The organism is Lysinibacillus sp. GJ-1 (assembly GCF_021166035.1).
GTDB lineage: Bacteria > Bacillota > Bacilli > Bacillales_A > Planococcaceae > Lysinibacillus > Lysinibacillus sphaericus.
This window is the reverse complement of record NZ_CP088912.1, coordinates 2,564,500-2,578,756: the sequence shown is the minus strand read 5'-3', so window position 1 is coordinate 2,578,756 and position 14,257 is coordinate 2,564,500. Positions and strand designations below refer to the sequence as shown.

General features: G+C 35.9%; 21 protein-coding genes. 18 read left to right on the top strand and 3 right to left on the bottom strand.

Going from position 1 to position 14,257, the window contains the following annotated elements:
• The first annotated feature begins 11 nt into the window (after positions 1-11).
• The 11 genes from LO754_RS12500 to LO754_RS12450 all read left to right on the top strand — a co-directional run bounded on the left by LO754_RS12500 (position 12) and on the right by LO754_RS12450 (position 5,748).
• On the top strand, positions 12-227 hold the full coding sequence (locus LO754_RS12500; protein WP_231784458.1) for a hypothetical protein: 216 nt from the start codon (positions 12-14) through the stop codon (positions 225-227).
• Positions 202-441, top strand: a complete 240-nt coding sequence (locus LO754_RS12495) for a GPW/gp25 family protein (RefSeq protein WP_231784457.1) — start codon at positions 202-204, stop codon at positions 439-441. Before LO754_RS12500 ends, LO754_RS12495 begins: the two co-directional genes overlap by 26 nt.
• Positions 428-1,543, top strand: a complete 1,116-nt coding sequence (locus LO754_RS12490; protein WP_231784456.1) for a baseplate J/gp47 family protein — start codon at positions 428-430, stop codon at positions 1,541-1,543. The genes LO754_RS12495 and LO754_RS12490 overlap by 14 nt, the downstream gene beginning before the upstream one ends.
• Positions 1,536-2,183: a phage tail protein I gene (locus tag LO754_RS12485; RefSeq protein WP_231784455.1), complete on the top strand. Its 648-nt coding sequence runs from the start codon at positions 1,536-1,538 to the stop codon at positions 2,181-2,183. Before LO754_RS12490 ends, LO754_RS12485 begins: the two co-directional genes overlap by 8 nt.
• Complete coding sequence (locus LO754_RS12480; RefSeq protein WP_231784454.1) at positions 2,184-2,879, top strand: phage tail protein; 696 nt, start codon at positions 2,184-2,186, stop codon at positions 2,877-2,879.
• Positions 2,876-3,772 carry a hypothetical protein gene (locus tag LO754_RS12475; RefSeq protein ID WP_231784453.1) on the top strand — a complete coding sequence of 299 codons (897 nt, stop codon included), beginning with the start codon at positions 2,876-2,878 and terminating at the stop codon, positions 3,770-3,772. The genes LO754_RS12480 and LO754_RS12475 overlap by 4 nt, the downstream gene beginning before the upstream one ends.
• Positions 3,773-3,789: 17 nt before the next feature.
• Complete coding sequence (locus tag LO754_RS12470; protein ID WP_231784452.1) at positions 3,790-4,065, top strand: hypothetical protein; 276 nt, start codon at positions 3,790-3,792, stop codon at positions 4,063-4,065.
• Between the two features lies 1 nt (position 4,066).
• The gene (locus LO754_RS12465; RefSeq protein WP_231784451.1) at positions 4,067-4,234 is read left to right on the top strand and encodes a hypothetical protein; all 168 of its coding nucleotides are present in this window, start codon (positions 4,067-4,069) and stop codon (positions 4,232-4,234) included.
• A gap of 80 nt (positions 4,235-4,314) precedes the next feature.
• Entirely contained in the window at positions 4,315-4,590 is a 276-nt protein-coding gene (locus tag LO754_RS12460; RefSeq protein WP_081769896.1) for a hypothetical protein, read from the top strand.
• Positions 4,591-4,666: 76 nt separating this feature from the next.
• Positions 4,667-5,083, top strand: a complete 417-nt coding sequence (locus LO754_RS12455; RefSeq protein WP_231784450.1) for a phage holin family protein — start codon at positions 4,667-4,669, stop codon at positions 5,081-5,083.
• The gene (locus LO754_RS12450; RefSeq protein WP_231784449.1) at positions 5,080-5,748 is read left to right on the top strand and encodes a M15 family metallopeptidase; all 669 of its coding nucleotides are present in this window, start codon (positions 5,080-5,082) and stop codon (positions 5,746-5,748) included. Before LO754_RS12455 ends, LO754_RS12450 begins: the two co-directional genes overlap by 4 nt.
• A 129-nt stretch (positions 5,749-5,877) precedes the next feature.
• Here LO754_RS12450 and LO754_RS12445 read toward each other — a convergent pair whose 3' ends face one another.
• Both LO754_RS12445 and LO754_RS12440 read right to left on the bottom strand, forming a co-directional pair.
• The gene (locus LO754_RS12445; protein WP_231784448.1) at positions 5,878-6,108 is read right to left on the bottom strand and encodes a hypothetical protein; all 231 of its coding nucleotides are present in this window, start codon (positions 6,106-6,108) and stop codon (positions 5,878-5,880) included.
• Between the two features lie 229 nt (positions 6,109-6,337).
• On the bottom strand, positions 6,338-6,664 hold the full coding sequence (locus LO754_RS12440; RefSeq protein ID WP_108030261.1) for a hypothetical protein: 327 nt from the start codon (positions 6,662-6,664) through the stop codon (positions 6,338-6,340).
• 261 nt (positions 6,665-6,925) lie between these two features.
• Here LO754_RS12440 and LO754_RS12435 point away from each other — a divergent pair, with 261 nt between their 5' ends.
• From LO754_RS12435 to LO754_RS12405, 7 genes are all read left to right on the top strand, one after another.
• Positions 6,926-7,357: a BrxA/BrxB family bacilliredoxin gene (locus LO754_RS12435; RefSeq protein WP_231784447.1), complete on the top strand. Its 432-nt coding sequence runs from the start codon at positions 6,926-6,928 to the stop codon at positions 7,355-7,357.
• Positions 7,345-8,136 (top strand): class I SAM-dependent methyltransferase, encoded by a 792-nt coding sequence (locus LO754_RS12430; RefSeq protein ID WP_108030262.1) that lies wholly within the window; start codon positions 7,345-7,347, stop codon positions 8,134-8,136. Before LO754_RS12435 ends, LO754_RS12430 begins: the two co-directional genes overlap by 13 nt.
• Before the next feature lie 765 nt (positions 8,137-8,901).
• A complete protein-coding gene (locus LO754_RS12425; RefSeq protein WP_231784446.1) occupies positions 8,902-9,045 on the top strand; it encodes a hypothetical protein in 144 nt (47 codons plus the stop codon).
• Between the two features lie 668 nt (positions 9,046-9,713).
• Complete coding sequence (locus LO754_RS12420) at positions 9,714-10,547, top strand: nucleotidyl transferase AbiEii/AbiGii toxin family protein (RefSeq protein WP_231784445.1); 834 nt, start codon at positions 9,714-9,716, stop codon at positions 10,545-10,547.
• Positions 10,548-10,739: 192 nt separating this feature from the next.
• A complete protein-coding gene (locus LO754_RS12415) occupies positions 10,740-11,591 on the top strand; it encodes an AraC family transcriptional regulator (RefSeq protein ID WP_231784444.1) in 852 nt (283 codons plus the stop codon).
• 532 nt (positions 11,592-12,123) lie between these two features.
• Complete coding sequence (locus tag LO754_RS12410) at positions 12,124-12,561, top strand: GNAT family N-acetyltransferase (RefSeq protein ID WP_231784443.1); 438 nt, start codon at positions 12,124-12,126, stop codon at positions 12,559-12,561.
• Between the two features lie 586 nt (positions 12,562-13,147).
• Positions 13,148-13,756 carry a YpjP family protein gene (locus tag LO754_RS12405; RefSeq protein ID WP_231784442.1) on the top strand — a complete coding sequence of 203 codons (609 nt, stop codon included), beginning with the start codon at positions 13,148-13,150 and terminating at the stop codon, positions 13,754-13,756.
• A gap of 25 nt (positions 13,757-13,781) precedes the next feature.
• Here the strand turns inward: LO754_RS12405 and LO754_RS12400 are convergent, their stop codons facing one another.
• Positions 13,782-14,120, bottom strand: coding sequence for a tyrosine-type recombinase/integrase (locus LO754_RS12400; protein WP_255702566.1), 339 nt, complete (start codon positions 14,118-14,120; stop codon positions 13,782-13,784).
• Positions 14,121-14,257: the final 137 nt, after the last annotated feature.

The window sequence follows — 14,257 nt, the reverse complement described above, 5'->3', positions numbered from 1 at the left end:
TAGGGTATGCCATGAAAAATCAGCAATTGACTGTTTACGGTGTGAATAATGGTTGGTATAGCCTTGGTGGGGCAAATATATTACAGCGAATAACGCTTACTCAACGTTTAAGAAAGGGTGATGTTATGTACGAAGTTGAGCCGACAGAACCAATGAAAACAATCAATTTTGGAGCGACAGGTGTAGAGGAGATTCTACAGAATGTCGCTTTTATTATACACAGCTAGTATGAGTTGCCCACTGGACCGTGAGTTTGGTTGGGATAAGACGGTAATCGATACGCCTATTCCGATTGCAAAAGCAAGAATAGTGGCCAATTTAACCGAAGCGATTCACAAATTTGAACCACGAGCAATCGTTGTAGCTGTAGATGTGTTAGGAGATGGTCTTCAAGGTCGTTTAACGCCAAAAGTGCAGGTGAGCATTCGTGAGTCGTTTTAATTTACCTGATTTATATTTTTTAGAAAAAGCACCCGAGCAAATTGAAAGTGAAATGTTGTTGCATGTTAGAGAAAAAACAGGGCTAACTCTGCAACGTGCAGATCCAAGGTTGAAATTTATTCAGGCATTGGCTGCATTTGTTTCCATAGAGCGCAACAAATTAGAACACGGTTTGCGCCAGAATCGCTTGTCATATGCCGAGGATGACATGCTAAATCATATGGGGGCAGAAATGTCTACGGAACGTCTACCAGCGAAATATGCACGGACAACAATGGCTTTTAGTTTGGAAGAAGATCGTGTGGATGCCCTGACAATTCCTTCGGGAACAAGGTATCAGGTTGGCGATGTTTATTTTGAGACAAAGGAGGCACATATCATCGCGCCAGGTACCCACCTTTATACAGTTGAAGCCACTTGTACGGAGCCAGGCGAAATGGGCAATGGCTTTTTAGTTGGTGAAATCGCCACGTTAGTCGAGCCTTTACCTTATGTGAAATCCGTCCAAAACACGACCGTTACTAGTGGAGGTGCAGAGGAGGAAAGTGATGATGCCTATGCAGAACGAATTCGATTAGCGCCGGAAAGTTTCTCCGTAGCTGGTCCCAAAGGTGCTTATATTTATTGGGCTAAGGCTGTTAATCAAAATATAAGTGATGTAAAAGTAGAATCACCGGTAAGCGGAGAAGTGCATGTCTATATTCTTATGGCAAACGGAAAGCTTCCGGTAGAAGAAGAGTTGACTTTAGTTGAAACGAAAATGAGAGATAACCAAATACGGCCATTAACTGACAAGGTATTAGTAAAAGCACCATCGATTGTTAATTACACTGTATCAGTAGAGTATTGGATTGCAAATCAAAACAGTATAGTTTCTCCTATCATCGAAAAGCAAGTAAATCAAGCTTTTGAGGGTTATCTTAAATGGCAACGTTCAAAAATGGGTCGAGACGTTGATATTTCTGAGCTTATAGCACGTCTAAAACAAGCAGGGGCAGCGCGTGTATCGGTAAGTTCACCCATGTTTATTGAAATTGCAGATACTGAGGTTGCAAATGAATTATCAACAGAAATAACGTTTAAAGGGCTAACAAATGACTAGTGACATCTTGAAATTATTGCCCTATAGTTTACGACAAGACCCTGTGCTTGAAGCCATTGCAGAAGCTACAGAAATGCAATTAAAACAAGCTTATCAGGAAGCTGGAGTTGTTAGCAATTTAGTCAATATTGATGAGATGCCGGATGAGTTACTTGATTTATTAGCATTTGAAAAGCATGTTGATTTCTATCAGGCTAATTTGCCGATTGACCAGAAGAGAAATCTAGTGAAATCTTCAATTAGCTTGCATCGTAAAAAGGGTACCTCTGCAGCTATTCAACAAGTGTTTAATAAGCTTGCTCTTGATAGTAAATTAAAAGAATGGTTCCAGTACGGAGGAGAACCTTATTACTTTAAGATTGAAGTTAACATTAAGGATAAAAGTGTTAGTGAGGAAACGCTTAATTCTCTAATTACGATGATTAATGAATATAAAAATATCCGTTCACATTTAGAAAAAATAGATGTTTTCTTTACTACAAATAGTAAAACGTCAGTAGGAGCTTGTTCAATTTTTGGTGAAGAAATATCGGTGTTTCCGTGGCAAATCACAATTATTGATACAAAAGGTACTTATCGTTTTGGAACAGGACACCAGTTCTTTGATACAACAACGATTTTCCCAAAAGGGGGTAATTAGATGGCTGAAAATTTTTATACAGTTTTAACGAACGCTGGTATAGCAGCATTTGCAAATGCACAGGTTTCTCAAAGTAAAGTAGATTTTTCTACTATAGCTGTAGGTGACAGTAATGGCGCTTATTATAATCCTGTAGCTGCTGCTACAAAGCTTGCTAATGAAGTTTGGAGAGGACCTATTAATTCGATTTCAATTGATGAAAAGAATCCAAACTGGTTAGTTATAGAGGCTGTGATTCCTGCAACAGCAGGAGGATTTAGTATAAGGGAAATCGGTGTTTTCAATCCAGCGGGCGTTCTTTTAGCAATTGGAAAGGTTCCGGAAACCTATAAGCCCGCAGCGGAACAAGGAAGTTTAAAAGATTTATATTTGCGGATGATTTTAGAAGTGTCTAACGCAAGTGCAGTAACTTTAAAAGTTGATCCTGCCATAATATTCGCTAGTAAAAAATATGTGGATGAAAAAGTATCCTCTATAACACAAAACACTACGCAAATTCTCGACAAAATAGACGAATTTAACAAAAATGAAGGGAAGAATATTGTAGAGCTAGTCAATAAAGTTAGTAGCAATATTACTGCACATTTGGATGAAAGTATGCCACATGTGTTTACGGACAACGGTGTGAAATATCGGTGGGGTTTTCGTACAGTAAATGGTGAACCACAAATCATTTATGAGGAGATGACAACTTGAAAATCATTGACTTAGCAACGAAAACAGTGCAAACGACTATAAAGGCTGTTGTAGATAACATTCGTACGGTTGTCAATGCTATTAAAACAACAACGGATGCGATAAAGACAAAAACTGATACGATTGATACGCGAGCAAATACAATAAATACGAACGTCAATACGATAAGTACCAATGTAGGAGCACCGACAACAGCAGCCAATAGCGCTACGAACGCAAATGTCCATGCGAAATTGAATTGGTTGACTTCAAATGTCGCCGATACCTCAACAAAACAGCAACAGCTATTGAATGGTGTAAACACCATAAACACGAATACAAACACAGTAAGTACAAATGTAAATAGAATGAATGCGAATGTCAATACGATAAATACAAGCGTTGATAGAATTAACAGTAACGTAAATACAATTAATACAAATGTATCCTCAACAAAAACAACTGTAGATAACATAAAAACCGTTACAGATTCAACGAAAGAAACTTTAGATAGTATTAAGACGGTTGCTGATTCCACTAAAACAAGTGTAGATAATATAAATAGAAATGTAACAAGTGTTCAAAATCATCTAAGTACAGTAAATAATAATGTAGCAACAGTTGTAACCACATTAAGAAGTAGTCGTTTCGTAAAGTCTGTCCAAAGAGGAAAGACTGCTGCTTATGGTAATAGTGGCTACACAATACCGATATCACGTGTGGACACTTCAAAATCATTATTAATAATTAATGGTACAGCTAGAATAGAAACGCATGGTGCTGATATTCGTATTATTCATTTGGAAAATGATGCATATCTCAATTCCAGTACTATTAGCTTCCAATCACTTAATTCTACTAGTATCAGATCTATTTTTATAGATTGTGCATGGCAAGTAATAGAATTCTATTGATAGAGGAAGTGAAAAAAATGTTTAACTATATACAATTAGATGAAAATAGTGTCGTGATTGGTATTAGTCAATTGAGTGGAGAAATAGATAATGACAACATGATATTAATTAATGATTTAAAAGTTGAAATGGGAAGTACTTATAATAGACAAACAGGCGAATTTACAGCCCCAGTTATACCCAATCCAATACCAATGAAATCACAACCAACATTAGAAGAAATGCAAGCACAAATACTCTTAAATGTTGAGTACCTAGTATCAAGATCTGAATTAGGATTAGGAGGAAAATAAGATGAAGGTATTTGAATTATGTAAGTTTTTAATTGATCGTAAACGTTATGGACATGCGGCAATGTTGAATAAGGTAAATGTCTTTTATGCTAATAACCAATTGGAAGATCATGAATACACAGAGTTATTAACTATAATGGATGCACAACAAACGCAAGCAGATGCTTAGCGTTATTTTTATTGTCAAAAAATTATTAGAGCAAACTTTACTACTTTGTGATTACATTGAAAATGAAAGGAGTGAAGTTTGTGGTAAATATCGTTAAATCAACTGAGTATTGCGATATCTTGAAACAAGTTAAAATTCAGGATGGAGAAAATGTATATGCAATTGAAGAAATTTATGTAAAAGCCCTTAAAAGAATTGAAGTTCGTTTCGCCTGGTATAAAATAAATGAAAATGGTGTATTGAGATTTATTAAGAGTGCATTAGATTTAGAAAAAGAAAGTTTGTTTGAATTGTTGAAAATGTCCATTGAAGAAGGGATTTTCGCGAAAGAACAATTCCATGCTCTGTCTAAATAAATTTTAACTAAAAATAATTTTACTGCCTTCCACAAACATTAGTGGAGGGCTATTTTATGCATAAGGAAGGAATCCAATGAAAACAGACACATTATATACATCACTTGTAGGCGGCTCCGTGGCAGGGGTCGCTTATTTTGTTGGTGGCATTGACCATTTAATCAAAGCCTTCGTTATTTTTATGGCGATTGATTATATTTTAGGCGTTATGGTTGCTTTTGTTGTGAAAAATGTTGATAGTAGAAAAGCCTTAATAGGGTTATTTAAAAAACTAGCTATGATTTTGATGGTGATTGCTGCGGTACAACTGGACTTAGCAACAGAGAGTGGAAACTTTATGCGCAATGCCATGATTCTTTTTCTAATTGGTATGGAAGGAATCAGTATGATTGAGAATCTTGGAAAGTTAGGTTTGAAAGTACCAAAGTTTTTAATGAACGCTTTTAAACAGCTACAAATCGACGACGATGATAAAAAGGATGATAAACAATGAGTATTACAACAACATGCCGAGATTTAGGTGAATTACTAGCAGTGGCGCAAACGGCCTGCAGATTGCTCTTTCAAGAGTGCTATAAAGCGGGAATCAAAAATATCTTTGTTACGGAAACTTACCGATCGCAAGCACGGCAAAATTATCTATATGCACAAGGCAGAACAAGACCAGGGAAAGTTGTGACGTGGACGCTGAGGAGTAATCATACTTCAAGATTAGCGTGGGACATTGCCGTAGCTCCCCCGAAACCCTTATATGATGTAGATATATTAACAAAAGTCGGGGCTATAGCTCGTAAGTTAGGCATTACGTGGGGTGGTGATTGGGCACGCAGAATTGATAGACCACATTTCGAAGTAAACCGCAATTGGAAGATGCCTAGAGGGTACAAATTAGATGGACAAGTAATTGTACCAAGTAACAGCAAATTGAAAGTGCAATTAATTGTGAAAGACAAGAAGGAGGAAATCAAAGTGGCAAATACAATTTGGAATCCTGGTTCACCAGCTATAAGAACAGAGACAGAGAACTTTATTGCTCAGGCTGTGAAGGATGGTATTATTAATGCTTCACATTTGAAGGATTTACAAAGTGGTGTGATGACAACGGATCGCTTGATTGGATTATATATCACAATCGAGCAACGCAGAAATAATAAATAATAGTTAGACACAGTAAAAGTACTTGTCTTTTTGACTTTAATCATAGAAATAGCAAAGCCTCAATGTAAAAGGCTACCAAATGAAATTCATTTGGTAGCCTTGCTGTTTTGAGTATTCAAAAAACCTATTTTACCATTTTATTTCTGGATATATTTCTGAGATTTTCATACCTTCAATTGTTCCTTTTTCAAGTAGTTCTTCATAACCATTAAATTCTTGAGAATACTGATCTTTAACTCTTGATAGATAGGATTTACCACGATTATGACTTATCCAATATTCCTCACCTTTATAATAAAAATTCAGTTCATCATTCATTTCGAGGAGGCTTTTAAACTCTAAGTACTCTTTTTCTGTCATGTAATTTACTCCTTTTTAATACGGATTGCCTCTATGGGTACCAGTCCAGTCATGACGATGGATGTTTGATTGGACTGTATATTACGATTCAACAACGTAGAAATAATAAATAGTTGTATAGTGCAATTTAATTCTAAAATTACTATGAAGACCAAGATAGCATAAAATGCAGTCTTGGTCTTATTGTATAGAAAATGTAATTTATTATTTTTTTGTAATTCATTCAGTTTTACTCACTGCTATTAAGTCCGAAAATTTCAAGTATATCTTCCATAATAAGACTTGTGTCTGTAGCTACTACTATAAATATTAATAAACTAATAATAATTGAAATCACTATTAATACATTAAATGTAGTAACATTTTTTTTATTATATTCTGGAGCTTCTTCTACTTGAGCTACTAAATCTTTAGCTGAAGCAAGAGCTATAGTATCAGTATCCTCTTTAAAGTCCTCTTTAACAATATTGCAATATTCACATATATATATTGTTAAACCATCTTTTACACTCTTCTTAAAAGAATTTTTTGCCAAGCAGTTAGTACAATTAAACAATATTTTACCTCCTTTTTCAGAAACAACTATTTACCATTTTAGGTAATCAATCGCTTATTGTATATAGAATTTAATATAATTTTAGGTGTGTAACAACCCACAACTAATGCCACTTCGTTACACAAAAAAAGTCACGAAAGTCACGAAAAAGTCACATTTCTCCCGAAAACATGTGAATTTGGGCGAAAACAAGTTTTTGTACATTCGTAAGAAACCTTGCTATAATGGGCTTTGTGATTACATATGAAAGAGGGTAAAAGCATGAATGCTTACGACGAATATATGAAACAGGTAGTGAAGCCGATGCGTGAAGAGTTGGTGGATGCTGGATTTAAAGAGCTGACAACGGCGGATGCTGTTAATGAATTTATGGCGGATGCGAAGGGGACTTCTTTGGTTGTTATCAATTCGGTATGTGGATGTGCGGCAGGGTTGGCTCGTCCAGCGGCTCGGGAAGCGGTAGCTGCGGTTAAACCGGATAATCTTGTAACTGTATTTGCAGGGCAAGATCCAGAAGCAACTGCTGCAATGCGTGGTTTTTTTGAGGATGTACCACCAAGTTCACCATCAACTACCATTTTAAAAGATGGTGAATTGGCTTACTTTATTCCGCGTGAACAAATTGAAGGCTTCCCAGTGGAGCAAATTACTGCACATTTAACAGGCGTTTTAGAGCAGACATGCGAGAAGTAAAAACAATTGTCACTACAGCGGGCAGACCAGACGACTTGTCGATGGTGCTCGCTGATTTTGTGTGTAGCAAGTTAGATGTTCCCTTTATCCCTCGTCATAAACGCTCAATCCGTAAACTTGCAGAGGACTTTCAGGCGAATATCATTGTAGCAGGGAAAAATCGCTATGAATATTATGCATTTGGCGCAGAAGAGCCCTTTTTCTTTCATCCGAATTCCGCAGCATTTCGCTTAAAGCGAGTAGCGAGGGGAGAAATGGAGCCGTTTTTAGAGGCGGCACAGCTCGAAAAGGGCGATTCGGTCTTAGATTGTACGCTCGGTTTAGGTGCTGATGCGATGTTAGCCGCATTTACTGTTGGTCAATATGGAAGAGTGGTGGGACTGGAAGCGAATCCAAATGTGGCGTTTATTGTAGCGCATGGTATGAATACATATGATACCTCGGAGCTTCCGTTAACGGCTTGTATGCGGCACATAGAAGTGGTACAAGCAGAAGCAGTTGCTTATTTAAAATCACAGCCAGACAGTGCATTTGATGTTGTCTATATGGACCCAATGTTTGAAGAAATTATTGAGGAATCGAATAATTTTCAGGCACTTAGGGCAGCGGGAGCACATGTAACTTTAACTGATGCATGGGTCGAAGAAGCGAAACGAGTGGCTAAAAAGCGTGTTGTTTTAAAAGCTCATTATAAATCAGATTGGTTTGAAAAACATCATTTCTCCAGATTAACGCGTTTGACTTCAAAATTTCATTATGGCGTTATTGAGAGACAATAGACGACGGGAACAGACATCATATCATGTCTGTTCTTTTTTTCTTGTGAAAAAAATTTTAGCGTAAATGAACGTTATAAAAGAGGTTTCTACAAAAAAGGGCTTAGCAAAATTTTTCCTGTAATTGTGTTAACTTTTATTCAATTATCTATATTGTCTTACTTTTTTCGTTGCCACCCGTGTTTCTCAAGTTCCGCTTGTAGTCATACTAAAGATGTAAAGCCTTTACTCTTCATCCTAACATTTACGTTTGTCATCTGTTCTTTACGAAAGGGCATGTGATCTGGTCATTTGGCATTATGTCAATATCCATTGAAAGCATTACGGCAGGCATATGATTTGTCTGGAAGTATTCTATTTATTAATGGTGTAGCTTCACTCTTAACGCTAACTACAAAACCACTTGCTTTAGCAAAAGGGCTTAAAAAATTATTAAAACTATTACGAAGTTATGTGTACCAATTGAACAATTTTCTTTAATGATTGTTATTGCCATTTGTTTTAAACAAATATATTGAGTTACAACGGATTGTCCTAGCTCAAACATCTATAGGCTTGCCATTCAATTAATGGCTTTTATAAAGCGTGTTTTTTTCTTTATTCCCATTATTGTTTACAACTGTTCAAAGGGCAGATCGCCTTCGCGATTCCATCGATGCAAGAAGCTATAGTGATGGCTAAGAGCGTACAAGCTATATTGAACTACGCTATGGGAAAGAAGATTTGATTGTACTAGTTTTTATTACTATTAAATGGGGTGGTGTTTAGATGGATATTTTGGAGTCGTCATTGATTATGAAACAAGGTACATTACCGATATTATCGCACTTAAATTTACCTGTTGTGAGCGTTATTATCCTTGTTATAAATGCCATGAAGCGCACGCACAATATGCTAAGAATTAACGATTAAAGACTATATGGAGTCATCGTCCTGCGTCTTTTAATGAAAGATGTGCAGCTCATTATCCTATTTATTTTACCAAGCCATAGTTTATAGTGAAAAATGTGATTTTACTTTATAAATTTTTTGTGCTATAATTAAAAACGTGCTATTTTAGGTAGCATCTTTCAGTAATCTGGCATTCTGCTTTTTGTTTTTTAGGATACTTATTCACACTGGCGCATGCTTTGGGGCTGCAAGGACGCAAAAGAAGGTTGGGTTTGCGTTGCTTAAGTTAGAGAGCACACAGTGGAATTTTACCGCGGTGAAGAAACGAAACGTTTCGAAATAATATTCCCCAGATGATTGGGTTGAGACTTTACAATTTACAGAAATGTTACCTATTAAATACTAAAGGGGTAGTTTCGCTAAGGCGAGGCTACCCCTTGTCCAATTTCGGATAGGAATAAAAATAATAAGTATATGTGATTTAGCACCTGCTTTTTTATAAAAAGTTAGGTGTTTTTTTAGTTTTTTCTCCTAAATTACGACATATATCGACAAATTATCATGGGTTATATTACCGTTTACTATTGTGGGAAAATAAGTAATAATAAAGTGCGGAGTTTTTTAAAAAATCAAATATATACTATTTGACTGAAAAATTCTGAAAAAAGATTGAAACGAGGGTGTGGCATATGAAACAAGTAAACGAAGTACCAAAAAGTGTATTGAACCAACTAGCAGAAGTAGCTCAGCAACAACAAGAAAGTTTGGAGGCACTTGTAGCATTCTATTCCCAAGAAAGGTTGTTAGTTCGACTGGCAGCTTCTTCCTATGAAGATCAATATTGGCTATATGGCGAATTTTTATTAGGGACATTGACCAATGATATTGTAAAGTCTTCTTCTGGAATTACATTATGCGCCAAAAAATTGGCCAATAAAGAAAGTATCATCAAACATGCTTTCAAAGAAATTTCTACAGTGAAAGTAGCCGAAGATGGGGTTGCGTTTGTCAGCGATGAAATAGAAGTATCCTCTAGCGGTGAAGAAGAAGTTCAAATTAGGATTCCTGCGCAAATAGGGCACATAACAACATACATAGAAATAGCAATAACTTTATTTAATAGTGCTTCCATGGCTCCTCGAAAAATTGCAACCGCATCATTGCTAAATAGTTCGTCAACTGTACTATTAGCGTATCCGACAGAGCTCATCATTGCACATAAATTTAATACCATATATCAATATCCAACATTAGAAGAAACGTTGAAAGATTATTATGCAATTTATTTACTAGCAAGTACCCAAAATTTTGAAGGTCGTGTATTACAAGAGGCTATACTCGATACATTCGAACGAAATAAAACGATAATTGAAAAAAATCCGCCAGTGTTCTCGAATCGTTTTGATTTGGATGAAAGCAAGAACAAAGCATGGCAACAATTATTAACGCAACAAGTATCCTTTGCTAAAGTTCAAAAACTTGTTCACCAATTTTTATACCAATTTATAATCAAATTGAAGTAGAAAATGAATTCTTTGAAAATTGGGATTATACATGTGGTAATTGGCGATAAAACATTGAAAAATCCGCGAGCTCAAATAGCGTTCGCGGATTTTTTATCTGTATCTTTAATTTATCCGACATTTTCTGGACTTAAAATATCGGATATAGTAGGTTGTTTTTAATTATGATAGATAGCGAAAGGAGTGATATTAATGGATTGGATTGTAAGAATAAATAGAGTAATGGATTACATTGAACAAAATCTATCCGGTAAAATAGACGCCAAAGAGGTAGCAAAATTAGCATGTTGTTCTGAGTACCATTTTCCTAGAATGTTTTCAGCTATAACAGGATTTACATTGGCGGAGTATATTAGGCGAAGGCGTTTATCGCAAGCTGCATTTGAACTTCAAAACAACAGCTCTATTCGAATTATTGACCTTTCGATTAAGTATGGATATGATTCACCTGATGCCTTCAGCCGTGCTTTTAAGAACCTCCATGGGGTTACTCCAACATTAGCTCGCAAGAAAGGGATTGAATTAAAAGCCATCCCAAGACTCTCCTTTCATATTTCAATCAAAGGAGATGTAGAGATGGATTATCGAATCGAAGTATTAGAAGTTGAAGTTGAAATTGTAGGTGTGAAACAAGAAGTTAGGACAGCTGATGTTTTTATTGATATTCCTAAATTGTGGGAAGCTGCGAATAAAAATGGATTGTTACAAAGATTAATAAATATGTCATGGGAAAGCCCACAATGCAAAATGGAAGGGATTTTAGGTGTTTGCGGCAAACAAGCGGCAATTACAGATGAAGAATTTGATTATTTTATGGGATGCCGCTATTCGCAAAAATTCCCCAATGATATGGAGAAAATCGTCATCCCTAAAAATACAACATGGGCTGTTTTCCCAAATATCACGGATGCCTGGAACCGTTTATATACTGAATGGCTGCCATCGTCCGGATACGAATTAGCAGACCTGCCTTGCATTGAAAATTATTTAGCACCTGATCGCATTCCTAGTAATGAGCTTTGGGTTCCTGTCCTACAAAAATAATTTTTAAAACAAATTTACTGTGCATATAGATGTAAGTTGAAGAAGGCCACTCTACGAAGGGTGGTCTATTTTATTGAGTAAAATCGCTAAACAGAAACAACGAGGTAAGGTGTGAGAGATGTAAAATATAAATGTTAGACCAATCTAGAAATGGTTTTAATGCGCCATTCATTTGCATACAGTGGGGTGAAAGCAATCATTGAAAGGATGTGAAGACACGATGAAAGTGAAGGTTAAAGAATGGCGTGTAATGTCCGATCATAACAAACAATTATTATTAAACGCGGTAGCTACGAAATAAAACCTTAATGAGTGTCTGAAAAGATAATCACTAACGAATAGCTAAAACAATTAAATAAAATATTGACACTTACTTCGGTAGGTGTTTTTTTATTATAAACTGTTGGAAGCACTATAGCTCTACTAACAACCGTTTTGCAAAGGCTTGTTTAGATAATAGCAGGTTAAATGATGGTATGATAGGAATAGATTGGTAAATCGGATATAAAAAATAAGAAGGGAGGTAGTGTGAATGGAAGTTAGAAAGCCGAACAACTTTGAACTAGATGAAATCATTGCGCTTTCGCCACAAGCTTTATTTGATGGTACATTGGGCGGAGTAAGGGCAACCAATGAAAAAGTAATGAACCTTATTGAACCACTTCTAAATAAAGGATGCTATTATTTAATCGCAACAGAGAATCATAACTTAATGGGATGGATTCTAATTGGTGAAAATAAAGACCAATTTACGGAACAATTAAATGGCTTTATTTATGAGCTATATGTAAAAGAGGCCTATATAGGCAAGGGTATTTCGAAAGTATTAATGAATGTTGCTATTGAGCAATTGAGACAGGAAGGATATTCAGAAGTCAGACTTAGCGCTTACGTAGGGAACCATGCGATAAAATTATATGAAAAAATGGGATTTAGTTACAGAACCGTAAGTATGAATTTACAATTGTAAAAGTCCTTAATCATACACAATCCAAATAAGTACCTGGTTGTATTTAATAATCGATTGTTTTTGTTAGGATGGATTTCATAAGTCCATTCAAAATTATTTGCTTATAGCAATCGTGCACTCAATAGGAGCTTTACATGTTAAGGGAATAACAAAAAAGATTGAAGCCAAAGAGCTTCAATCTTTCTTATTCATACATTTCTGTATATGCGTTTGCCGTATTTGATTAGCCCTACCAAGTCCCTTAACAGCACCTAATAGAAGCTTAATTTACATCATGTTGCAATAAAAAAATTTGAAAATAATAGCAAAAACCTAAGTAATACGGCATTATACATACAAACTGTGTTCGGTATGCATAGTAACTAAATTAGTCAGTGAAGCATAAAGAAGTTAAGTAACCTAACATTAATAAAAGACCAATACCCATTGCGATTGACATACTTTGTACCTCCTTTTAAAAAACGACACATTTATACATAAATTATTGTACAATGAAATGTAGAAATATGAAACCTTTTATTGGTTGGAACGTATTATATTATAAGTAGAATTACCAATTTGTACATAAAAGAGAAGGTGTTAATTAATGAAAAAGTGGGTTCAAAAAAGTATCGTAATTATGGTTGCGTTTTTAACATTTGGATTAATTACGCCAACACATGAAATTTGGGATGCATTCGATCAAAACCCTTCGAATCGCGCCTCTATCGGTCCTTCTTCTGGGACAAGCACTGCGCTAGCCGCTGAACCCGAAGCAAAAGCGGATGAAGCAACTGAAATACAGCAAAATGCGATTGACTACGAAGCACTTCTAGTTGACGCAGCAAAAGAGCAATCGTATATGAAGTTTGGAACAAAAATCGGCTCTAAAATTAGCAATGAATTTGATTCTATTATCTTCCCTAAAATAGAAGAGGCAATAGCGATGACAGTGGCTAACGTTGAAGAGGGATCAATGGCAAATCTCACAATTACTGAAAAACCAAGTGGCAACTATGGTGAAAAAATTTTCAATATTGTTAATAACGAAACAGGCAATGATTTAATTCGCTTCCATGTGCGTACAGAAAAGCGCCCACAAGAAGGCTACTACTACAATTTCCACTATCACAGTGCCGAGGATGATTTTATGGCTCACAACAATCTCGGAGATATTTACTGGGAAAAAAACACACCACCGAAGTGGTTGTCATGATATATAAGGGTTTAGGGGCTGTCTCTTAGAGATTAGCCCCACTTTTAGCCCCAATTTCGATAGCGCGGTCAAAAGTGTCGATAATTTTATCTTCCATTTCCCTCAATACATGCCCATATGTTGTATAAATCATTTCAGGCGTGTTCCCCAAACGTTCAGCAATCGCCTTTACCGGTACACCATCGTTCATTAATATAGTTGCATGAGAGTGTCTAAGAGAATGGAGTGTACACTCTTTTAATCCGGCGCGTTGAATAATCCTTTTAAATCCTTTGTGTAACGTTGGTATTGGCATTGGTATCATACTTTCCAAAGAGTGAAATACATAATCATCACCTTTATATTCTTTTGCGTATCTTAGCATTACACTAGATGATAAGATAGATAAAAATCTAATAGATACATTGGCTGAGTCAGACGCAATACAATTGATAATGAAACATATGTGGATATTGTAGAACAACATGTCGAAAGTTTAAGATAAATGTAAAAGTCACTCTC

Excerpts from the sequence above, each read along its gene's own strand:
- LO754_RS12420 (WP_231784445.1), top strand. The coding sequence starts at position 9,714 with ATGAAACAAGTAAACGAAGTACCAAAAAGTGTATTGAACCAACTAGCA.
- LO754_RS12445 (WP_231784448.1), bottom strand. The coding sequence starts at position 6,108 with ATGACAGAAAAAGAGTACTTAGAGTTTAAAAGCCTCCTCGAAATGAAT.
- LO754_RS12485 (WP_231784455.1), top strand. The coding sequence starts at position 1,536 with ATGACTAGTGACATCTTGAAATTATTGCCCTATAGTTTACGACAAGAC.
- LO754_RS12430 (WP_108030262.1), top strand. The coding sequence starts at position 7,345 with ATGCGAGAAGTAAAAACAATTGTCACTACAGCGGGCAGACCAGACGAC.
- LO754_RS12405 (WP_231784442.1), top strand. The coding sequence starts at position 13,148 with ATGAAAAAGTGGGTTCAAAAAAGTATCGTAATTATGGTTGCGTTTTTA.
- LO754_RS12465 (WP_231784451.1), top strand. The coding sequence starts at position 4,067 with ATGAAGGTATTTGAATTATGTAAGTTTTTAATTGATCGTAAACGTTAT.
- LO754_RS12410 (WP_231784443.1), top strand. The coding sequence starts at position 12,124 with ATGGAAGTTAGAAAGCCGAACAACTTTGAACTAGATGAAATCATTGCG.
- LO754_RS12415 (WP_231784444.1), top strand. The coding sequence starts at position 10,740 with ATGGATTGGATTGTAAGAATAAATAGAGTAATGGATTACATTGAACAA.
- LO754_RS12480 (WP_231784454.1), top strand. The coding sequence starts at position 2,184 with ATGGCTGAAAATTTTTATACAGTTTTAACGAACGCTGGTATAGCAGCA.
- LO754_RS12450 (WP_231784449.1), top strand. The coding sequence starts at position 5,080 with ATGAGTATTACAACAACATGCCGAGATTTAGGTGAATTACTAGCAGTG.
- LO754_RS12495 (WP_231784457.1), top strand. The coding sequence starts at position 202 with ATGTCGCTTTTATTATACACAGCTAGTATGAGTTGCCCACTGGACCGT.
- LO754_RS12470 (WP_231784452.1), top strand. The coding sequence starts at position 3,790 with ATGTTTAACTATATACAATTAGATGAAAATAGTGTCGTGATTGGTATT.
- LO754_RS12500 (WP_231784458.1), top strand. The coding sequence starts at position 12 with ATGAAAAATCAGCAATTGACTGTTTACGGTGTGAATAATGGTTGGTAT.
- LO754_RS12455 (WP_231784450.1), top strand. The coding sequence starts at position 4,667 with ATGAAAACAGACACATTATATACATCACTTGTAGGCGGCTCCGTGGCA.
- LO754_RS12400 (WP_255702566.1), bottom strand. The coding sequence starts at position 14,120 with ATGCTAAGATACGCAAAAGAATATAAAGGTGATGATTATGTATTTCAC.
- LO754_RS12425 (WP_231784446.1), top strand. The coding sequence starts at position 8,902 with ATGGATATTTTGGAGTCGTCATTGATTATGAAACAAGGTACATTACCG.
- LO754_RS12435 (WP_231784447.1), top strand. The coding sequence starts at position 6,926 with ATGAATGCTTACGACGAATATATGAAACAGGTAGTGAAGCCGATGCGT.